Origin of the sequence: Micromonospora sp. AP08 (genome assembly GCF_008085935.1) — a bacterium.
Classification (GTDB): Bacteria; Actinomycetota; Actinomycetes; order Mycobacteriales; family Micromonosporaceae; genus Micromonospora; species Micromonospora chersina.
Genome location: NZ_VSEZ01000002.1, coordinates 508,287 through 527,737, shown reverse-complemented (window position 1 = coordinate 527,737; position 19,451 = coordinate 508,287). Strand labels below are relative to the sequence as shown.

The 19,451-nt window shown below is 72.1% G+C and carries 18 protein-coding genes; 4 read left to right on the top strand and 14 right to left on the bottom strand.

The window, feature by feature from the left end; genetic code table 11:
* Positions 1–203: 203 nt before the first annotated feature.
* The 7 genes from FXF50_RS05590 to FXF50_RS05560 are packed head-to-tail and all read right to left on the bottom strand — an operon-like array spanning position 204 to position 7,200.
* A complete protein-coding gene (locus tag FXF50_RS05590) occupies positions 204–1,295 on the bottom strand; it encodes a glycerate kinase (RefSeq protein ID WP_148426123.1) in 1,092 nt (363 codons plus the stop codon).
* Positions 1,295–2,134, bottom strand: a complete 840-nt coding sequence (locus tag FXF50_RS05585; RefSeq protein WP_148426122.1) for a sugar phosphate isomerase/epimerase — start codon at positions 2,132–2,134, stop codon at positions 1,295–1,297. Before FXF50_RS05585 ends, FXF50_RS05590 begins: the two co-directional genes overlap by 1 nt.
* Complete coding sequence (locus FXF50_RS05580) at positions 2,131–3,294, bottom strand: dihydrodipicolinate synthase family protein (protein WP_148426121.1); 1,164 nt, start codon at positions 3,292–3,294, stop codon at positions 2,131–2,133. Before FXF50_RS05580 ends, FXF50_RS05585 begins: the two co-directional genes overlap by 4 nt.
* Positions 3,291–4,442: a Gfo/Idh/MocA family protein gene (locus FXF50_RS05575; protein ID WP_148426120.1), complete on the bottom strand. Its 1,152-nt coding sequence runs from the start codon at positions 4,440–4,442 to the stop codon at positions 3,291–3,293. Before FXF50_RS05575 ends, FXF50_RS05580 begins: the two co-directional genes overlap by 4 nt.
* Before the next feature lie 19 nt (positions 4,443–4,461).
* Complete coding sequence (locus FXF50_RS05570; RefSeq protein ID WP_091308372.1) at positions 4,462–5,283, bottom strand: ABC transporter ATP-binding protein; 822 nt, start codon at positions 5,281–5,283, stop codon at positions 4,462–4,464.
* A gap of 5 nt (positions 5,284–5,288) precedes the next feature.
* The gene (locus tag FXF50_RS05565; RefSeq protein WP_148426119.1) at positions 5,289–6,305 is read right to left on the bottom strand and encodes an ABC transporter substrate-binding protein; all 1,017 of its coding nucleotides are present in this window, start codon (positions 6,303–6,305) and stop codon (positions 5,289–5,291) included.
* 16 nt (positions 6,306–6,321) lie between these two features.
* A complete protein-coding gene (locus FXF50_RS05560) occupies positions 6,322–7,200 on the bottom strand; it encodes an ABC transporter permease (protein ID WP_148426118.1) in 879 nt (292 codons plus the stop codon).
* Between the two features lie 229 nt (positions 7,201–7,429).
* Here FXF50_RS05560 and FXF50_RS05555 point away from each other — a divergent pair, with 229 nt between their 5' ends.
* Together FXF50_RS05555 and FXF50_RS05550 are read left to right on the top strand one after the other, a co-directional pair.
* Complete coding sequence (locus tag FXF50_RS05555; protein WP_255509905.1) at positions 7,430–8,428, top strand: LacI family DNA-binding transcriptional regulator; 999 nt, start codon at positions 7,430–7,432, stop codon at positions 8,426–8,428.
* Entirely contained in the window at positions 8,425–9,591 is a 1,167-nt protein-coding gene (locus FXF50_RS05550; protein WP_148426116.1) for a mandelate racemase/muconate lactonizing enzyme family protein, read from the top strand. Before FXF50_RS05555 ends, FXF50_RS05550 begins: the two co-directional genes overlap by 4 nt.
* Before the next feature lie 16 nt (positions 9,592–9,607).
* On the opposite strand, the gene FXF50_RS05545 is transcribed toward FXF50_RS05550, so the two are convergent.
* Genes FXF50_RS05545 through FXF50_RS05535 form a run of 3 tightly spaced genes read right to left on the bottom strand, consistent with a single transcriptional unit; the run spans position 9,608 to position 10,977 of the window.
* Positions 9,608–10,180: a TIGR03086 family metal-binding protein gene (locus FXF50_RS05545; RefSeq protein ID WP_148426115.1), complete on the bottom strand. Its 573-nt coding sequence runs from the start codon at positions 10,178–10,180 to the stop codon at positions 9,608–9,610.
* Positions 10,167–10,649, bottom strand: a complete 483-nt coding sequence (locus FXF50_RS05540; RefSeq protein ID WP_148426114.1) for an SRPBCC domain-containing protein — start codon at positions 10,647–10,649, stop codon at positions 10,167–10,169. The genes FXF50_RS05545 and FXF50_RS05540 overlap by 14 nt, the downstream gene beginning before the upstream one ends.
* Positions 10,582–10,977: a metalloregulator ArsR/SmtB family transcription factor gene (locus FXF50_RS05535; protein WP_148426113.1), complete on the bottom strand. Its 396-nt coding sequence runs from the start codon at positions 10,975–10,977 to the stop codon at positions 10,582–10,584. Before FXF50_RS05535 ends, FXF50_RS05540 begins: the two co-directional genes overlap by 68 nt.
* A 144-nt stretch (positions 10,978–11,121) precedes the next feature.
* Here FXF50_RS05535 and ggt point away from each other — a divergent pair, with 144 nt between their 5' ends.
* Complete coding sequence (ggt, locus tag FXF50_RS05530) at positions 11,122–12,924, top strand: gamma-glutamyltransferase (protein WP_148426112.1); 1,803 nt, start codon at positions 11,122–11,124, stop codon at positions 12,922–12,924.
* Positions 12,925–12,995: 71 nt separating this feature from the next.
* Here ggt and FXF50_RS05525 read toward each other — a convergent pair whose 3' ends face one another.
* From FXF50_RS05525 to FXF50_RS05510, 4 genes are all read right to left on the bottom strand, one after another.
* The gene (locus tag FXF50_RS05525) at positions 12,996–13,940 is read right to left on the bottom strand and encodes a sugar phosphate isomerase/epimerase (protein ID WP_148426111.1); all 945 of its coding nucleotides are present in this window, start codon (positions 13,938–13,940) and stop codon (positions 12,996–12,998) included.
* A gap of 18 nt (positions 13,941–13,958) precedes the next feature.
* Complete coding sequence (locus FXF50_RS05520; protein ID WP_148426110.1) at positions 13,959–16,070, bottom strand: PQQ-dependent sugar dehydrogenase; 2,112 nt, start codon at positions 16,068–16,070, stop codon at positions 13,959–13,961.
* A gap of 223 nt (positions 16,071–16,293) precedes the next feature.
* On the bottom strand, positions 16,294–17,016 hold the full coding sequence (locus FXF50_RS05515) for a GNAT family N-acetyltransferase (protein WP_222866004.1): 723 nt from the start codon (positions 17,014–17,016) through the stop codon (positions 16,294–16,296).
* A gap of 16 nt (positions 17,017–17,032) precedes the next feature.
* Positions 17,033–18,859, bottom strand: a complete 1,827-nt coding sequence (locus FXF50_RS05510) for a long-chain fatty acid--CoA ligase (RefSeq protein ID WP_148426109.1) — start codon at positions 18,857–18,859, stop codon at positions 17,033–17,035.
* A 201-nt stretch (positions 18,860–19,060) separates the two neighbouring features.
* Here FXF50_RS05510 and FXF50_RS05505 point away from each other — a divergent pair, with 201 nt between their 5' ends.
* Positions 19,061–19,432: a YciI family protein gene (locus tag FXF50_RS05505; protein WP_148426108.1), complete on the top strand. Its 372-nt coding sequence runs from the start codon at positions 19,061–19,063 to the stop codon at positions 19,430–19,432.
* Positions 19,433–19,451: the final 19 nt, after the last annotated feature.

The following is a 19,451-nucleotide window of genomic DNA, read 5'->3' as shown; positions in this document are numbered from 1 at the left end:
GTCGCTCGCGCCGGCGCGGCGCCTGACGCCACTCGGCGGCAGATGTGCGCGTGGTCCGCGCCACGAATGGCCATGACCGGTGGTCGGCGGCTGACGACAGCATCACAATCCACGGCCGGCGGCACCGACTCTGCGATCGAGGAGATGGATCAGTCGAGAATGCGGCGGCTTTGATCCCGCCTCGTCCTATGGAGAGCGTAGTGCTATCCGCGAGCCAGCCGCCGGGACAGTACCTTGCCGGCCTCGACCAACCACCGGCCCGGGTCCCGTAGCGCCGCGTCGACCGATCCGGCGAGGTCCACCAGGGACACCGCCGCCGCCGACCCGGGGACGGGCCCGCTGATCTGCCCGGCGGCCACCGCGACGCGTGCGCCGGCGGACGCGGCCGAGTCCAGCAGCGAGCCGACCACCTTGCCTCTCAACGAGGTCTCGTCGAACCGCCCCTCGCCGGTGAGCACCACGTCCGCGCCGGCGAGCGCGTCCGCCAGCCCGACCAGCTCCGCGATCGTCGTCGCGCCCGGCACGATCCGGGCCCCCCACACCGCCGCCAGACCGTACGCGGTGCCGCCGGCCGCGCCGGCGCCCGGCGCGTCGGGTTCACCGCCGGCCAACTCGGCGAATCGGCGCAGCGCCCCGTCCAGCAGGGTCACGTCCGCCGCCCCCGCGCCCTTCTGCGGCCCGTAGACGGCGGCCGCGCCGGCCGGCCCGGTCAGCGGCGCGGTCACGTCGACCAGCAGTCGCACCCCTTCGGGAGGCGCGGGCAGCAGGTAGGCGGCGTCGAGACGGGCCAGGTCGGCCAGCGCCGCGCCGCCCAGCGGCAGGTCCCGGCCGCCTTCGTTCTGCAGCCGCAGCCCGAGGGCGCGCAGCGCGCCGGCGCCGCCGTCGGTGGAGGCCGAGCCGCCGAGGCCGATCACGAGGCGGGTGGCCCCGGCGGCCAGGGCGGCGCGCGCCACCACCCCGAGCCCGTACGTGTGCGCGCCGAGCGGGTCCGGCCGGCGCATCAGCGGCAGCCCACTGGACTGGGCCAGCTCCAGCACGGCCGTGCCGTCGGGCAGCAGCAGCCAGGCCGCGGACACCGGCCGGCCGTCCGGACCCGGCACGGTCATGGTCCGGCGATCGGCGTCGGGCAGCGCGGCGGCGAAGGCGTCGACCGTGCCTTCGCCGCCGTCCGCCAGGGGAAGCAGCCGTACGTCGTCGCCGGGCCGGTGGGCCAGCCAGCCGCGGGCCAGGGCGCGGGCCGCGTCGTCGGCGGTCACCGAGCCCTTGAACGAGTCGGGCGCGACGACGACCCGCATCAGTCGGCGAGCACGAGCTGGAGGTACCGGTCCTTCATGGTGGCGAGGACCTCGTCGGGGTCGGTCGCCCACACCTCGGCGTTGAAGATCTCCACCTCGGTGTCGCCGGTGTAGCCGGCCTCCTCGACCGCCCGCCGGAACGGCGGGAAGTCGATGTGCCCGTCGCCCATCATGCCCCGGCCGAGGAGCACGTCGGCCGGGAGCGGGGTGAGGAAGTCGCACACCTGGAAGCTGGCGATACGTTCCCCGGCCCGGGCGATCTGCCGCCACACGTCCGGGTCCCACCAGATGTGGAAGGTGTCGACGACGACCCCCACCTGCGCGACCGGGAACGGTTCGGCCAGGTCGAGCGCCTGCCCCAGGGTGGACAGCACCGCCCGGTCCGCGCAGTACATGGGGTGCAGCGGCTCCAGGGCCAGCCGGACGCCCCGCTCACCCGCGTACGGGGCCAGCTCGGCGAGGGCGTCGGCCACCCGCTGCCGGGCGCCGATCAGGTCGCGGGAACCGGGCGGCAGGCCGCCGACGACCATGACCAGGCAGTCCGTGCCCAGGCCGGCGGCCTCGTCGATGGCGCGCCGGTTGTCCTCCAGCGCGGCCCGGCCGGCCTCACCGTCGGCGGTGAGGAAGCCGCCCCGGCACAGCGACGACACCCGCAGTCCCGCGTCGGCGACGAGCTTCGCGGCGGCGGCCACCCCGATCTCGGCGACCGGCTCCCGCCACAGCCCGATGGCCGGGATGCCGGCGCGGATGCAGCCGTCGACGGCCTCCCGCACCGACCAGGACTCGGTGGTGCGCTGGTTCAGCGACAACTTCGCCAGGCGGGGATCGACGGCACTCATGCGGTCACCCCGGCCACGGACAGGTAGCGGCGCATCCGGGCGACCGCCAGGTCCGGGTCGAGGAGCAGCCCGGCGGCGTCGGCCAGCCGGAACACCTGGACGAGGTGCGGCACGCTGCGCCCGCTGTGCAGCCCGCCCACCATGGTGAAGCCGGGCTGGAAGCCGTTGAGCCAGGACAGGAACGCGATGCCGGTCTTGTAGTACTGCGTCGGCGGGGCGAAGACGTGCCGGGACAGCGGCACGGTGGGGTCCAGGATCGCCCGGAAGCCCGCCGTGTCGCCGGCGTCGAGGCGTTGCAGCGCCGCCGACGCGGCCGGGGCGACGGCCGCGAACGCGCCGAGCAGCGCGTGGCTGAACCGCTGGCCGTCGCCCGCGATCAGCTCGGGGTAGTGGTAGTCGTCGCCGGTGTAGACCTTGACGGTGGGCGGCAGCAGCTCGCGCAGCCGCACCTCCCGCTCGGCGTCCAGCAGCGACACCTTCACCCCGTCGATCACGTCGGCGTGGGCCTGGATGAGGGAGACGAACGTCTTGGTGGCCTCGTCGAGGTCGGTCGACCCCCAGTAGCCCGCGAGGGCCGGGTCGAACATGTCGCCGAGCCAGTGCAGCACGACCGGCGTGGACGTCTCCCGCAGCACCTGCTCGTAGACGCGCAGGTAGTCATCCGGGCCGGTGGCCAGCGCGGCCAGCTGCCGGCTGGCCATCACCACGGCGGTCGCCCCGCACTCCTGCACGAACCCGACCTGCTCGACGTACGCGCCGACGACCTCGTCGAGGGTGTCCGGCACCCCGGTGAGCTGGTCGGTGGCCGCCCCGGCCACAATGCGCCCGCCGCAGGCGGCGGCCTCGGCGGCGCTGCGCCGGATCAGCTCCCGGGTGGCCGCCCAGTCCAGCCCCATCCCGCGCTGGGCGGTGTCCATGGCCTCGGCCACGCCGAGCCCCCAGGACCAGAGGTTGCGCCGCACGTTGAGCGTGGCGTCCCAGTCCAGCCGGGCGGGCCGGCCGGGCGCGTTGTCGGCGTGCGGGTCGGCGACCACGTGCGCCGCGGCGTACGCGATCCGGCTCGCCGGCGGGGTGGCCGGCCGCTGCCAGCCGGCCGGCTCGCGCAGGGTCAGTTCCTCGGCGCCGCCGTCCGGGCGGGGCAGGGTGATCCGGGCGGTCACAGCCCGATCTCCTCGATCTCGACCCGCCGTCCCTCCCGGGCCGAGCGGAGCCCCGCCTCGGCGAGCTGAACGCCGCGGACGCCGGCCAGGAAGTCCCACGGGAACGGGTCGCCGTCGACGACGTGCCGCAGGAACGCCTCCCACTGCACCTTGAACCCGTTGTCGAAGTCCTCGTTGTCGGGGACCGTCTGCCACTGTGCGCGGAAGTTCTCGGTGACCGGCAGGTCCGGGTTCCACACCGGCATCGGGGTGGCGCCGCGGTGCTGGATGCGGCACTCGCGCAGCCCGGCCACGGCGCTGCCGTGCGTGCCGTCGACCTGGAACTCCACCAGCTCGTCGCGGTAGACCCGGACGGCCCAGGAGGAGTTGATCTGCGCGGTGATGCCGCCGGCCAGCTCGAAGATGCCGTACGCGGCGTCGTCGGCGGTGGCCCGGTAGGTCTGGCCGTTCTCGTCCACCCGCTCGGGAATGTGCGTGGCGATGTGCGCGGTCACCGCCGTCACCGGGGCGAAGATCTGCTCCAGCACGTAGTGCCAGTGCGGGAACATGTCCACGGTGATGCCGCCGCCGTCCTCGGCGCGGTAGTTCCAGCTCGGCCGCTGGGCGTCCTGCCAGTCACCCTCGAACACCCAGTAGCCGAACTCGCCGCGCACCGACAGGATCCGGCCGAAGAAGCCGCTGTCGACCAGCCGCTTGAGCTTGCGCAGGCCGGGCAGGAAGAGCTTGTCCTGCACGACGCCGTTCTTGACGCCCCGGGCGGCGGCGAGCCGGGCCAGCTCCAGCGAGCCGGTCAGCCCCTCGGCGAGCGGCTTCTCGGTGTAGATGTGCTTGCCGGCCTCGATGGCCGCCCGGATGGCCTTCTCCCGCTGCGCGGTGACCTGGGCGTCGAAGTAGATCTGGTGGGAGTCGTCGGCGAGCGCGGCGTCCAGGTCGGTCGTGTACGACGTCAGCCCGTGCCGGGCGGCGATCTCGGCGAGCTTGGCCTCGTTGCGGCCGACCAGGGTCAGCTCGGGCCAGATCCGGCTGCCGTCGCGGGCGGGCAGGCCGCCCTGCTCGCGGATGGCGAGCAGGGAACGGACCAGGTGCTGCCGGTACCCCATCCGTCCGGTCACCCCGTTGAGGATGATCCCGATAGACGTGCGCTCCACGTGTGTGTCCTTCCGGTGGTTATTCGGCGGTCGTCGTCGCACCCAGCAGGTCCCGGATGCGTCCCGTGGCACGGGCGAACTCCGGCGCCGACATGGTCGGGCCGTAGTCCCGCTCGACGGGAAGGTCGACATCGATGACCTCGGCGACGGTGCCGGGTCGAGGGGTCATGACGATCACCCGGTTGGCCAGGTAGACCGCCTCGGCGATGGAGTGGGTGACCAGCAGGACGGTGGTGCCGGTCTCCCGCCAGATCCGCCGCAGTTCGACGTTCATCTGCTCGCGGGTGAGGGCGTCGAGCGCCCCGAAGGGCTCGTCCATGAGCAGCACCGGGGGGCGGTGCAGCAGCGCGCGGCACAGGGCCACGCGCTGCTGCATGCCACCGGAGAGCTCGTTCGGGTACGCGTCCTCGAAGCCGGTCAGCCCGGTCATGGCGATCAGCTCGTCGACGCGCTGGCGCGCCTGCGCCTTCGGCATGCCCCGCATCTCGGCCTGGAGCAGGATGTTGCGCCGGGCCGTGCGCCACTCCAGCAGGGCGGCGCGCTGGAAGACGTACCCGATGTCGCGCCGCGGCCCCCGCACGTCCTCGCCGTGCAGGCGGACCTGGCCCGACGACGGCCGCAGCAGGCCGGACACCAGCTTGAGCAGCGTGGACTTGCCGCAGCCGGAGGCGCCGACGATGGCGACGAACTCGCCCGGCTCGATCCGCACCGAGACGTCCCGCAGCGCCGTGACGTCCTTCTTCTTGGTGCGGAACCGGACCGCGACCTGCTCGATGTCGACCGCGGCACCGGTCGCCGTGGCGTCCGCGGAGCGCTGCGTGGTGGTGTTGCCGACCGTCATCGGTCTCATCCCTTCGGCGCGAAGCTCGCGTCCCAGTACTTCGAGGGCGACTCCGCCTTGGTGATCACGCCGGCGTCGGCGAAGACGGTGATGGTCTTCTGCCAGTCGGACTCGTCGTTGATGCCGGGGGCCTGGCCCTTGGTGGCGTCGGTGTGCAGGAGCTGCACCGTGGCCTTGAACTGGTCGGTCAGGACCTTCTCCGACGGCAGCTGCTGGGAGGCGCCCTGCATCGCCGCCACGGCGCCGGCGGCGTCCTTCTCGGCGGCGGCCCAGGCCTCACTGCTGGCCGCGACCATCCGCTTGACCAGGTCCTGCTTGTTCTTGATGGTGTCGCCGGAGGCGAGCAGGCCGTTGCTGAAGAAGGTCAGGCCGTGCTCGGCGAACTTCAGGTAGGAGACCTGCTTGCCGGCCTTCTCCTGCATGGTCGGGCCCTGGTCGGTGGCGAAGCCGAGCAGCGCGTCGGTCTTGCCCGACATGACGGCGGCCATCTTGCCGGCCGGGTCGGTGTTCTGGAGGGTCACGTCGGTGGCGGCCAGGCCGTTGGCCTTGAGGAACGCCGGGAAGGTCTTGCTCAGGGCGTCGCCGGCCGTGGAGGCGATGGTCTTGCCCTTGAGGTCGGCGGGGGAGTTGATGTTCTTCTCGCTGAAGAACTGCACCGACGACGGGGTGGTCTGGAGGAAGACGCCGACGCTCTTGACGTCCATCCCCTGGCCCACGGCCGACAGCAGCGCCGGGGTGTCGGCCCAGCCGAAGTCGGTCTGCCCGGCGGCGGTGGCCTGGATCGTCTTCTGCGAGCCCTGGCCGGCCTGGATGGTCAGGTCGATGCCGTGCTTGGCGAAGATCTCCTTCTTCTTGCCGTAGTAGAACGGCGCGTGCTCGCCGTACGGGTACCAGTTGAGGGTGAGGGTGACCTTGTCCAGGCCCTGGGCGTTCTTCTCCTGCTCGCCGGAGGACGAGCCGCAGGCGGTGGTGGCCAGAAGGAGTGCCGGCACGAGGGCGGCGGCGAGAGTACGCAACTTCATCCGAGGGTTCTCCTGTTCACAGCGTTGTGGTGGCGGCGTCGGTGCGGCGGCTGGCGTGCCAGGGCAGGACCAGGTACTCCAGCAGTTCGACGACGACGAAGAGGAGCACGCCGAGCAGCGACATGATGATCAGCCCGGCGAACAGGGTCGGGGTGTCGAGGTTGCCGTTGGCCTGCAGGATCACGTAGCCGAGGCCCTCGTTGGCGCCGACGAACTCACCGACGACGGCGCCGGTGACGGCCATGGTGGCGGCGACCTTGAGGCCGGCGAACAGGTGCGGCAGGGCGGCGGGGAACCGGATCTTGCGGAAGGTCTGTGCCGGGCCCGCGCCCATGGTCGCCGACAGTTGCAGCATCTCCGGGTCGATCGACTTCATGCCGGTGACCGTGGAGATGACGATCGGGAAGAAGGCCATCAGGACCGCGACGACGACCTTGGGCGAGAGCCCGAAGCCGAGCCACACGATGAACAGCGGCGCGATCGCGATCTTCGGGATGACCTGGGCGAACAGCAACAGCGGGTAGAGGCTCTTCTCGACGGTGGGTGAGTAGACCATCACCACGGCGGAGAGCACGCCGACCACGATGGCGATGGCGAAGCCCAGCACCGTCTCGTAGGTGGTGATCCAGGTGTGGTGGGCGAAGTAGCCCGGCTGGGCGAGGACGACGTCCAGCGTCGTGCCGGGCGAGGGAACCAGGTAGGGCTTCACCAGGTCGGCGGCGGTGACAAGCCACCAGACGACGAGGATGGCCACGAGGACCGCGGCGGGACGCCAGGTGTTGCGGGCGAACCGCAGCAGGCCGGCCCCCGCTCCGGCCGGGCGGCGGGCGGCCGACGCGGTGGCGCCGGCGGAAGCGGTGCGCTCCGGTTGCTCGATGGTGCTCTGCGCGGCCATGACCCTCCGTTCTCCCTGGCTGGCCGGTGGTTTCCGGGTCTTCAGCCGCTGGGTAGGCGCGTGCCGTCGGCAGGGCCGGACGACCCCGGTGAGGACGGGGAACCGGCCCTGAATGCGCTTTCAGTAAGCGCTTTCAGGGTGCTACGGTAACCACGCCGAAATAATCCGGTCAAGAACTTCCGCAGGGGGAGATTCGATGCCGCCACGGGCGCACGTGACCTTGGAAGACGTGGCCAGAGCCGCCGACGTCTCGCTGGCCACGGCCTCCCGGGCGCTCAACGGCATGCGCGTCACCCCCCAACTACGCGACCGGGTCCTCGCCGCCGCCGAGAACCTGGCCTACACGCCCAACGCGCACGCCCGGGCCCTCGCGGGCGCCTCGCACCGCACCGTCGGGGTCATCTGCCACGACGTCACCGACCCCTACTTCGCCGCCATCGCCGGCGGCGTCATGCGGGTGGCCGGGGACAACGACCTGCTGGTCATGCTGGCCAGCACCTTCCGCGACCCCGAACGGGAGATCGCGTACGTGTCGATGCTGCGCGCCGAGCGGGCCCCGGCCATCCTGCTGATCGGCTCCGGCTTCGAGGACGCCAGCTGGGAGCGGGCCCTGGAGGCCGAGCTGAAGCCCTACCTGGACGGTGGCGGCCGGGTCGCGGTGGTCAGCCGGCACCGCAGCCTGAAGGTCGACAGCGTGCTGCCGGAGAACCGCGCCGGCGCCGCGGCCATGGCCCGCGCCCTGCTCGACCTCGGCCACCGCCGGTTCGCGGTGCTCTCCGGGCCGCGGGCGCTCACCACCGTCGCCGACCGGCTCGGCGGCTTCCGCGAGGAGCTGGCCAAGGCCGGCGTCGCGCTCGACCCCGCCGACGTCGTCGAGGGGCCCTTCACCCGCGACGGCGGCTACGGCGCGATGTCCGAGCTGCTGGACCGGGGATCCGCCGCCACATGCGTGTTCGCCCTGACCGACGTGATGGCCATCGGCGCCTGCGCGGCGCTGCGCGACCGGGGCCTTACCGTCCCCGGCGACATCTCCGTCGCGGGCTTCGACGACATCCCGATCGTCCGCGACCTCACCCCGGCGCTGACCACGGTGGCGCTGCCCCTGCAACGCCTGGGAGAGAAGGCGATGGAGCTGGCGCTGACCGAGAACAACGGACGGCGGCGCCGGCTCCTGCGGATGGGTGGCGAAGTGGTCCTGCGCGGCAGCACCGCCAAGGTGGGCTCGTGAGCCCGCTCGTCGCCGATCTGGCCGGCCTGACCATCGACGCGGTCGAGACGTACGCCGTGGCGCTGCCGACCATCCGCTCGTTCGGCGTCTCCGGCGGCTCGGTCGCCGTCGCCGGCACGCCGAGCATCCGGGTGCTCGTCAAGGTCACCGCCGGCGGCGTCACCGGCTGGGGCGAGGCCACCCCGATCCCGGCGTGGACCTACGAGACGGCCGAATCCATCGTCACCACCGTCGACCGCTACCTCGCCCCGGCGATCCTCGGCCGCCCGGCCTGGGATCTCGACGGGGTGACCACCGCGTTCGACCGCGCGATCAACCGGGGCTTCACCATCGGCGCCCCCCTCGCGAAGTGCGCCGTCGACGTCGCCCTGCACGACCTGCTCGGCCGGGCGCTGGGCGTGTCCGTCGGCGTGCTGTGGGGGCAGCGCCGCCGGGAGACCATCCAGCTCGGCTGGATCGTCTCCGGCCAGACGGCCGCGGAGGTGGCCGACGCGGTGGCCGAGGGCAGGGGCCTCGGGTACGAGGCGTTCAAGGTGAAGGTCGGCCTGCACAGCGAGGCCGAGGACGCCGCCGTGGTGCGGGCGGTCCGCGAGGCCGCGCCCGACGCCGCGCTGTGGGTGGACGCCAACCAGGCGTACACCGTCGACGGCGCGCTGCGGATGGCCGGCCGGCTCGCCGACCTCGACGTCACCGCGTTCGAACAGCCGCTGCCGGCCAACGACGTCGCCGGGCAGCGGCGGCTGCGGGAGACCTCACCGATCCCGGTCGCGCTCGACGAGAGCCTGCGCCACCCGAGCGACCTGGCGACGTTCGTGAAGCTGAACGCCGTCGACGTGGCGATCGCCAAGGTGCAGCGCAGCGGCGGCCTGACCCTGTCCCGGCGGCTCTGCGCCCTGGCCGAGGACGCCGGGGTGCGGCTCATGGGGTCCGGGCTCACCGATTCCGACCTGGGGCTGGCCGCCTCGCTGCACCTGTTCGCGGCGTACGGGATCGACCCCCCGGTCGACCTCAACGGGCGGCAGTTCCTCACCTCCTCCTACGCCACCGGCGCGACGGTCGAAGTGAAGGACGGGGTCGCGCGGGTGCCGACCGGGCCAGGGCTGGGCGTCGAGGTGGACGAGTCGGTGGTGCGGGAACTCGCCGTGGACGTCCTCGCCCGGTAGTCCGGCGGGGTCCGGCTCACGGCCTCGACCAGAACGGGTCCCGGCCGATGAAACCCAGCATCCTGGTCTGGGCGCCCGCGTCATCCGGGACCGCCACTCGCGGGCCGTACTGGCCCGAGGAGCGGATGACCTCCTCCATCTGCTCCATCCCCCCGAGGAGTTCCGCGCAGAACTCCGGGTCCAGCGTGTCCTCCTGGCCGGTGGCCCTGGAGAGGTCCCAGGTGTGCATGAACACGTCGGTGGTGTAGAACCGGTCGATCGCGGCCGCCAGCGGCAGGCTGCCGATGTGGGGGTTGGTGAGCTGGCGGTGCGCCGTCTCCGGGTCGTCCAGCACCGCCTGCACGGCATCGGTGTGGATCTGCCATGCGGCGACCGGGTCCTCGTCCACCGACGGCCCCTTGGGCAGGTCGATGCCGGCGCCGGAGGCGAGAAAGCCGGGGAACCATTCGGTCAGGTGACGCACGACGTCGCGGGCGGTCCAGCCGGCCACCGGGGCCGGCGCGTCCCACGACCGGGTGCCCCGGACCCGGTCGGTGAACAACCCGGCAACCTGGCGGTGCCGCTCAGCCGGACGGTCAGACAGCGCCATCGAGGATCATCCTCTCCAGCTTCGCGTAGCCGTCGTTGACGCCGACCTCCATGCCACTGCGCAGCCACGCGTCGCGGCCTTCGAAGGTGTCGACCAGGGACTGGGTGCGCAGCCGCGTACGGCCGTCGCCCAGGTCCTCGAACCACAACGTCTCCAGCGCTACTCCGTCGGGGTCGCCCTCGAACGTGAAGGTCTGCACGATGCGGTCCGGCCGTACGTCGTGGAAGCAGCCGCGGAACCGGTACTCCGTGCCGTCGTGCACCGAGACGTAGCGCCAGCTGCCGCCGCTGGACGCGTCCCAGTGTTCGATGCGGGTGGCCGTGGTGTCGGGACCCACCCACCGGGCGAACAACCCGGGATCGGTGTGGGCGCGGAACAGTTGCTCTGGTGTTGCCGCGAAGTCACGACTCGTCCGGATGACCGGCACCGTCGGATCGGCTTCGATCATGGCCTCCGTGATCCGGTCCATGCGCGTCTCCTCTCATCTCCGCCAGCACGGCGTCGAGGCGGCGATAGCGCTGCTCGACGCGGCGCCGGTGGCGCTCGATCCAGGTGTCCATCAGGTCGAGGGCCTGGGCCTCCAGGTGCACCGGCCGGGGCTGCGGCCCGCTCGGTCGGCTGACCAGCCCGGCGTCCTCGAGCACCCGCAGGTGCTTGTAGACCGCCTGCAGCGTCATCCGGTACGGCTCGGCCAACTGGCTCACGGTCGCGTCGGCCTCGGAGAGCCGGGCCACCATGTCGCGTCGCGTCGGGTCCGCGAGGGCGGCGAAGGCCCGGGACAGCGCATCCGTGGTCATCCGTCCCGCCCTTTCAACTAGATGGTTTAAAGCACTGTAGGCACCGGGCGAACCTGCCGTCAACAACCCGCCCGGTCCTCGGGTTGCCCGCCCTCGATCGGTGGAGTAGGCAGGAGGTTCACTCATGTCGATCTGGGAGGCCAGATGAGATTTCGGGCCCTCGTCACCGCCACCATCACCCTGACCACGCTCATGGCCGCGAACACCGTTCCCGCCCAGGCGAAGCCGGCTGCGCCGCCGAAGGAGCCGGTGGCCGTCGGCTACGGGGGAGCGGTCTCCACCGTGGACGCCACGGCCACGGCCGTCGGCCTGCAGGTGCTGCGGCGCGGCGGCAACGCGGTCGACGCGGCGGTCGCCGCCGCCGCGACGCTCGGCGTCACCGAACCCTTCTCGGCCGGCATCGGCGGCGGCGGATTCTTCGTCTACTACGACGCGAAGAGCCGGCGGGTGCACACCATCGACGGCCGCGAGGCCGGACCAGCCTCGATGAGCGAGACCACCTTCGTCGACCCGGCCACCGGAGCGCCGTACCGGTTCGACGAGGCCCGGATCAGCGGGCTGTCGGTCGGCGTCCCGGGCACCCTGCTCACGTGGCAGGACGCGCTGGACCGCTGGGGCACCCGCTCGCTCGCGCAGCTGCTCACGCCCGCCGCGCGGGTCGCCGAGGAGGGCTTCCCCGTCGACGAGACCTTCGCCGGTCAGGTCGCCGGGAACCAGGCGGCGTTCGGCCAGTTCAGCTCGACCAGCGCGCTGTACCTGCCCGGCGGGCAGCCGCCGGCGGTCGGCAGCACCTTCCGCAACCCGGACCTCGCCCAGACGTACCGGCTGATCGCCAAGCGGGGCACCGACGTCCTCTATCGCGGCGAGGTCGGTCGCGACGTGGTCGCGACCGTGCAGCACCCGCCGGTGGCGGCGCAGCCGGTCGGCTCCTGGCCGTACCCCATCCGACCCGCCGGAATGACCGCCGCCGACCTGGCCGCGTACCGCACCCGCTTCCCCGAGCCGACCCATTCGGACTACCGCGGCCTCGAGGTGTACGGCATGTCCACCCCGTCCAGCGGCGGCACGGCCGTGGGCGAGGCGCTCAACATCCTCGAACAGTTCGACCTGCGGTCCATGACCGCGACCCAGGCGATGCACCACTACCTGGAGGCCAGCGCGCTGTCGTTCGCCGACCGCAACCGGTACGTCGGCGACCACACCCCGCGCAGCGTGCTCCGAGAGCTGCTCAGCGACACGTACGCCAAGGAGCGGGCCTGCCTCATCGACCCGTCGGCGGCGCTGCCCAAGCCGGTCGCGCCCGGCGTTCCCGACGGCGCCTACGGCGGCTGCTCGGCGGCGACGGTCGCCGACGTCCGCGACGACCGCACCGGCACCACCAACCTGACCGTGGCCGACCGGTGGGGCAACGTCGTGGAGTACACGCTGACCATCGAGGCGACCGGCGGCAACGGCATGGTCGTGCCCGGCCGGGGCTTCCTGCTGAACAACGAGCTGACCGACTTCAACTTCGCGCCGACCCAGGGCACGGCGCCCGACCCGAACCTCCCGGGGCCGGGCAAGCGCCCGCGCAGCTCCATGTCACCCACCATCGTGCTGGCCGACGGCCGGCCGTTCCTGGCCGTCGGCTCGCCCGGCGGCGCGACGATCATCACCACCGTCCTGCAGATGCTGGTGAACCGGATCGACCGGGGCATGACGCTCCCGCAGGCCCTCGCCGCGCCGCGGGCGTCGCAGCGCAACGGCGCCAGCACGCAGGCGGAGCAGGCCTTCATCACCGGGTACGCCACGGGTCTCCCGCCGGGTCACGCCTTCTCGTCCACCGCGGAGATCGGTGCGGCGACCGGAATCGAGTTCCTGCCCGACGGCCGGCTGGTCGCCGCGGCCGAGCCCGTACGCCGGGGCGGCGGCGCGGCGGCCGTCGTCGGCCGCTGGGCGCGCGACTGACGACGCTGTGACGGGCACCAGGGCCGACAGTTCCGGCCCTGGTGCCCGTCAGCACTCCTGCAGGCGGTCTCTCAGTACCGCAGCTTGCGCAGGTAGCGGTAGCCGACCTCGGCCGTCCGCTGCGGCGTCACGTCGGGGGTGTCGTTCTCGACGATGTACTCCAGCACCGAGTGCTCCCGGAAGATCCGGGCGAAGTCGATCATCCCGGTGCCCAGGTCGGCCATGTCGCCGGTGGCCGCGTCCCGGTCCTTGACGTGGTACTGCAGGACGCGCTGCGGCGCGGAGCGGATGACGTCCAGGGCGAAGCCCTCCGGATCCGCAACGCCGTCGCCGGAGTTGATGCCGCCGGTGACCGCCCAGTAGAGGTCGACCTCCAGGTGCACGAGCTTCGGGTCGAGCTCCGCGGTCAGTACGTCCCAGGGCCGCTTGCCGCCGCCGAGGTCGATGGTGAACTCGTGGGCGTGGTTGTGGTAGCCGTAGCGCAGGCCGGCCGCCCGCGCCGCGGCGGCCTCGACGTTCATCTGCTCCGCCCAGCGCTTCCACTCGTCGGCGCTCTCGGAGTAGAGGTAAGGCACCACCATGAACTGCTGGCCCAGGGTGAGCGCGTTCTGGATCTTCTGCTCCAGCCCGGCGGCGTCGGCGCTGATCCCGTCGTGGCTGGAGCTGGCCTTGATGCCGATGCCGTCGAGGAACTGGCGCAGCTGGGCGGCGGTCCGACCGAAGTAGCCGAGCGCCAACTCGACGCGCGGATACCCGATGCGGGCCAGGTGGGTGAGCGTGGCGTCGTAGCCGGGCGAGCCCCACAGCGCGTCGCGCACCGTCCACAGCTGAATGCTGATCAGGCCCGGGGGCACGTGGCGCCGCCCGGTCGGGTGGATGGTGGCCGACGCGGCCGTCGCACCGACGCCGGACGCCGCGAGCCCCACGCCGGCGAGGGTGGCGAGTGAGCCGCGCAGCAGGCTGCGCCGGTCAACGGAGCGCCGCAGCGCGGCCATCCCGTCGTGTCCGTAACACATGATTGCTCCTTTCGAGGGTCATGCGGAGGGGACCAGGACGACCTGGTCGCTGCCGGACAGGGACGGCAGGCCGTCACCGCCGGCGTCGGTGTAGGACGCCACGAACACCGCGGTCAGGTTGTCGTGCTCCGGGTCGTGGCCGGAGGGCACCGTCGTCTGGATCGAGCCGGTGCAGCCGGTGGCGGTGGTCTGCGGGTGCCCGTGCTGGTCGTGGCCGAGGACGTAGGTGACGGTGACCCGGGAGCAGTCCACCGGCTGGTCGTCGGTCACCCGTACCTCGAACTGGACGGTGTCGCCGAAGGCGAAGGGCTGGCCGTCGGCCGGCTTGACCAGTTCCACGACCGGCGCGGCGTTGCCGACCACGATCCGGACCGAGGCGGAGGCCGAGAGGCCGCCCGGGTCGCTCACGTTGAGCGTCGCGTTGTACAGGCCGTTCTTCCGGTACGTGAACGTCGGGTTCGCCGTCCGCGAGTCGACCTTGCCGTCGTTGTCGAAGTCCCACGCGTACGTCAGCCGGTCGCCGTCGTAGTCGGTGGTGCCCTCGCTGGAGAACGTGACGGTCAGCGGGGCGACCCCGTTCGTCGGTGCGGCCGACACCTGGGCAACCGGGGTGTGGTTGCCCGTCCAGCCGGTGTAGTCGATCCGGGCCAACTGCGCGTCGGGGTTCTCGCTGAAGTAGCCGTCGCCGTACTCCAGCACGTAGAGCGCGCCGTCCGGGCCGAACTCCAGGTCCATCGGGTTGTCGAAGGTGATCGAGGGAAGCACCGGCTCGATCCTGGTCAGGTCGCCGTCGGCGTCCAGCCGGAAGCCCTTCACGTAGTCCCGCGTCCACTCGTGGAACAGCGGCATGCCGTCGTAGTAGGCCGGCCACGCCACCGGCACGCGTCCCCGGGTGGTCGGCTGCGAGAACTGGTACGCCGGCCCTGCCATCGGGCCGATGCCGCCGGTGCCCAGCTCGGGGAACTGCGCCGAGGGGCCGTAGTTGTACCAGACCTGCGGCTGTTCCACGGGCGGAAGCTGGCGCAGCCCGGTGTTGTGCGGCGACTCGTTGACCGGCGCGGCGCAGTTGAACGTCGCCCCCGACTGCCCGGTGGCGAAGTCGTAGTCCACGTACGGCAGTTGCGCGGTCGCGCAGTACGGCCAGCCGTAGTTGCCGGCCTTGCGGGCGGCCAGCCACTTGCCGTGCCCCGCCGGCCCGCGCAGCGGATCGGGTGCGCCCGCGTCCGGCGAGTAGTCGCCGACGTACAGGTCGCCCGTCTCGCGGTTCAACTCGATCCGGAACGGGTTGCGCAGGCCCATCAGGTAGATCTCCGGCCGGGTGCCGGCCGTGCCCTCCGGGAACAGGTTGCCCTCCGGGATGCGGTACCCGCCGTTCGCGCCGACCGTGATGCGCAGGATCTTGCCGCGCAGGTCGTTCGTGTTGGCCGCGGTGCGCTGCGCGTCGTACGCCGGATTGCGGCCCGGACGCTCGTCCAGCGGCGCGTAGCCGCCGGACTCGAACGGGTTGGTGTCGTCACCCGTGGACAGGTACAGGTTGCCCGCGGCGTCGAAGCCGATGTCGCCGCCGACGTGGCAGCAGATGCCCCGGTCGACCGGTACGTCGAGGATCTGCTGCTCGGTGGAGAGGTCCAGCTTGTCCTTGACCAGCCGGAACCGGGAGAGCCGCAGGGCACCCTTGAACTTCGCGAAGTCCGCGGCCGTGCCCCAGGCCGGTGCGTCGCCCTCGTTGGCGTCCGGCGTCGACGGGTCGTCGACCGGGGTGTCCAGGGGCGGGGAGTAGTACAGGTAGACCCAGTTGTTGCCGGCCCTGCCGAAGTTCGGGTCGATGGCGACGTTCTGCAGGCCCTCCTCGTCGTGCCGGTATACGTCCAGGGTGGCGGCGACCGTGTTGCGGCCGGTGGTGGGGTCGTGCAACCAGACCTCACCGGCACGGGTCACGTGCAGCACCCGGTTGTCGGGCAGCACCGCGAGGTCCATCGGCTCGCCCGGGGTGTCGTTGAGGGTGACCTTCTGGAAGTCGCTGTCCGGAGGGGGAGCGGCCACGTCGGGCGCGGCCGTCGCGACGGTGGGGGTGGCGACGAGTGCCGTGGTCGTCAGACCCGCTACGGCGAGCGCGAGTCGTCTCTTCATCTGCCTCTCCTTGTGCTCGGGACCGGTCGGGGGCAGGTCGAGGGGGTCAGCTACTCCTTGGTGGACCTGTTGCGGGCATGGCGGAGTCGCCCGTCACCACGCAGGCGCCACTGGGCGGGCGTGCTCGGGAACGGGCCGGCGGACTGGGATAGGGGACAGGTGGCGATCGGTCGGCGGCGACCTGGCGGTTAACCGCGGCGAAACGCCATTGACCTGGCTGACGCTACAAAAGACATGGCGATGTGTCTATAGCTTTCATCCGTTCCAACCAAACTTCCGTCCTGAAACGACGAAAGTGGTTCCTTCGCGTTGCGGTTGCCGGCGGAGTCGGTAGCCTCGCGTGCCGGTCAACCGCACGACGTTGACCGAGTTCACCCAGGCCGCGTGACCGGGGACCGCAGGCCCAGCCACTGCTCGGCGTCCCAGGCCCGGAACCGCTCCACCTCGGTGAACCCCAGCTTCGCCGCGAGGGCATCGAGCTGACGTTGGCGGTCTGGGTGGTGAGCACCACCGGCTCGCCGGGGAGGACGCCGTCGAACCAGTCGAGTGCCGCCGCGCACGCCTCGGCGGCGTACCCGAATCCCCACGCCCGCGGCAGGAACAGGTAACCGAGGTCGACCTTGCCCACGGCGGTCGGGCGACGGTGCTCCGTTGCTCTGCGGAGCAGGATCCGGCCGATCATCGCCCCGTCGAGGTCGACGACGAGACTGCCCGGCCACCGCGCGGGCGCCTCGGGCAGCTCGCGCACAAGCTCGTCACGCTGGCGGGGGCCGCCGAGGTAGGTGTGCACCTCCGGCGACGCCAGCAGCTCGACGAACGCCGCACGGTCCCGGGCCTCGGACTCACGGAGCACGAGCCGCCCGGTCCGGATCGGCGCAGGCGGCCAGGCGACGGGTCCGAGGCCGGTCATGCCGGTCAGCCAACCAGCAGGCTCGGCAGCGATCAAGAGTCAACCCGCGGCCCTAGTGGCCGGCGTAGAGGGCTTCGATCTCGGCGGCGCAGTGCTGCTCCACCACCTCCCGTTTGATCTTCAGGGTGGGAGTCAGCTCGCCGTTGGCCTCGGTGAAGTCGTCAGGCAGGATGCGGAAGGTCTTGATCGCCTCCGCCTTGGAGACCGAGCTGTTCGCCCGGTCCACCACGGCCTGGATCTCGCCGCGCAGGGCGGGGTCGTCGCGCAGTTCCGCCACCGAGGCGTGCGGATGGCCGTGCGCGGCCCGCCACCGCTGCCAGGCCTGCGGGTCGATGGTGATCAGCGCGGCGGCGTACGGCTTGGCGTCGCCGACGAGCATGCAGTTGCTGACCAGCGGATGCGCGCGTATCCGATCCTCCATCGGCGCCGGCACGATGTGCTTGCCGGCCGCGGTCACGAGGATCTCCTTGGTGCGTCCGGTGATGCGCAGATAACCGTCCTCGTCGAGGCTGCCGAGGTCGCCGGTGCGGAACCAGCCGTCGGCGGTGAACGCCGCGTCGGTGGCGGACGGGTTGTGCCAGTAGCCCTGGAACACGACGTCGCCGCGGGCGAGGATCTCCCCGTCGTCGGCGATCGCCAACTCGACGCCCGGTAGTGGCCTGCCGACCGTGCCGATCCGCATGGCCGACGGCCGGTTCGCCGCCAGCGCCGGGGAGGTCTCGGTCAACCCGTAGCCTTCCAGCGGAGTCAGGCCGGCCCCGCGGAAGAAGTGCCCGAGCCGCTCGCCGAGCGGGGCGCCGCCGACGATCGCGACGCGGCATCGTCCGCCGAGCGCCGCCCGCAGCTTCCGATAGACCAGCAGGTCGAAGACTCGCCGCGCCAGCCGGAGCATCCGTCCGGGGCCGGACGGGCGGTCGAGGGCCCGGCTGTACCGCACGGCCACCCGGTCGGCGACGGCGAAGAGGCGACCCTGGTGCTTCTCGATGGCCTTCTGCTGCGCCCGGTTGTACATCCTCTCGAACACGCGTGGCACCGCGAGGACGAACGTGGGCCGGTACCGGCGAAGCTGATCCATGACGCCGCTCATGCTGGCGCTGTGCACCATCGTCGCCCGGGTCCGCACCATGCCCACCTGGATCATCCGGGCGAAGGCGTGCGCCAACGGCAGGAAGAGTACTGTCGACGCCCGCTCGTGGAACAACTCCGGCAGGGCGGCGACCGCGTTGCCGACGTCAAGGCCGATGTTGCGGTGTGTCAGCACGCAGCCCTTCGGCCGGCCCGTCGTTCCGCTGGTGTAGACGATCGTCGCCATGTCCGCGCCCGACACCGCGCCACGGCGGGCCTCGACCTGCTCGTCGTCGACGGCCCGGCCGCGGGCCGCCACCTGCACCAGGTCGCCGGCGCCGATCTGCCACACCTGCCCCAGCCCGGGCAGCCGGTCCCGCAGGCCGGACAGCATCTCGGCGTGCGCGGATGTCTCCACCACGCAGGCCACCGCGCCGGAGTCGGCCAGGATCCAGGCCAGTTGTTCGGCGCTGGAGGTGTCGTACACCGGAACGGTCACCGCGCCGACCGTCCACGCCGCGTAGTCGACAAGGGTCCACTCGTAGCGGGTCCGGCTCATCAGGGCCACCCGGGCGCCGGGCTCGACCCCTGCCGCGACGAGCCCGCGCGCCAACGCCAGCACGTCGTCGCGGAACTGTCGGCAGGTCACCGCGCCCGCATGTCCGGGCGGTGCGGGCCATGACCGGATGTCCGGGTCCGGTCGCAGAAACTGCACGGTGTCCGGTTTCCGGCGCGCGTTCTCCCAGACCACGTCGGCCAGCCCCGCCGACTCGCCGCCGGTCACCGCCGGCTTCACCGCGATGCTGCCCCGCATGCCCGGTACGCCCCCTGGCTGTCGATCGATGCGTCCCCGCAGTCCGCAGCGCGAATGCCCGATGCGTACCCAGGCAAACGCACCCCGTTCCCGCGCCCGGTCGCGGCGAGATTTCTCCGGTGTCGTGTCGATCCGCGGGCCGCTCGTTCGACGTTAGGGTGCGAGGGCCGAGAGGCGGCGCCGCCGAACGAGGAGAACGCGATGCCGAAGTACCTACTCATCATGCGGGGCACCGACGAGTCGAACGCGGCCATGATGGCCGACATCGACGAGATGATGGCCGCAACCCGCCAGTTCATCGACGAGACGGTGAAGGCCGGTGTTCTCCTCGCGGCCGAGGGGCTGGACGATCCGGGCCAGGGCGTCGTGGTCGACTTCAGCGGCGAGGCCCCGGTGGTCACGGACGGGCCGTACGGCGAGACCAAGGAACTGTTCGGCGGCTTCTTCCTGCTCGACGTCGCCTCGAAGCAGGAGGCGGTCGAGTGGGCCAAGCGGGTCCCGGCGGCCCGCGGATCCAAGATCGAGGTCCGGCGGGTGCCCGGGAGCGACGAGGTCCCGCAGGTCGACAAGTGACGGCCACGGACCTGGCCAG

Excerpts from the sequence above, each read along its gene's own strand:
- FXF50_RS05590 (WP_148426123.1), bottom strand. The coding sequence starts at position 1,295 with ATGCGGGTCGTCGTCGCGCCCGACTCGTTCAAGGGCTCGGTGACCGCC.
- FXF50_RS05585 (WP_148426122.1), bottom strand. The coding sequence starts at position 2,134 with ATGAGTGCCGTCGATCCCCGCCTGGCGAAGTTGTCGCTGAACCAGCGC.
- FXF50_RS05570 (WP_091308372.1), bottom strand. The coding sequence starts at position 5,283 with ATGACGGTCGGCAACACCACCACGCAGCGCTCCGCGGACGCCACGGCG.
- FXF50_RS05565 (WP_148426119.1), bottom strand. The coding sequence starts at position 6,305 with ATGAAGTTGCGTACTCTCGCCGCCGCCCTCGTGCCGGCACTCCTTCTG.
- FXF50_RS05560 (WP_148426118.1), bottom strand. The coding sequence starts at position 7,200 with ATGGCCGCGCAGAGCACCATCGAGCAACCGGAGCGCACCGCTTCCGCC.
- FXF50_RS05545 (WP_148426115.1), bottom strand. The coding sequence starts at position 10,180 with ATGGCGCTGTCTGACCGTCCGGCTGAGCGGCACCGCCAGGTTGCCGGG.
- FXF50_RS05540 (WP_148426114.1), bottom strand. The coding sequence starts at position 10,649 with ATGGACCGGATCACGGAGGCCATGATCGAAGCCGATCCGACGGTGCCG.
- FXF50_RS05535 (WP_148426113.1), bottom strand. The coding sequence starts at position 10,977 with ATGACCACGGATGCGCTGTCCCGGGCCTTCGCCGCCCTCGCGGACCCG.
- ggt (WP_148426112.1), top strand. The coding sequence starts at position 11,122 with ATGAGATTTCGGGCCCTCGTCACCGCCACCATCACCCTGACCACGCTC.
- FXF50_RS05525 (WP_148426111.1), bottom strand. The coding sequence starts at position 13,940 with ATGTGTTACGGACACGACGGGATGGCCGCGCTGCGGCGCTCCGTTGAC.
- FXF50_RS05520 (WP_148426110.1), bottom strand. The coding sequence starts at position 16,070 with ATGAAGAGACGACTCGCGCTCGCCGTAGCGGGTCTGACGACCACGGCA.
- FXF50_RS05510 (WP_148426109.1), bottom strand. The coding sequence starts at position 18,859 with ATGCGGGGCAGCATCGCGGTGAAGCCGGCGGTGACCGGCGGCGAGTCG.
- FXF50_RS05505 (WP_148426108.1), top strand. The coding sequence starts at position 19,061 with ATGCCGAAGTACCTACTCATCATGCGGGGCACCGACGAGTCGAACGCG.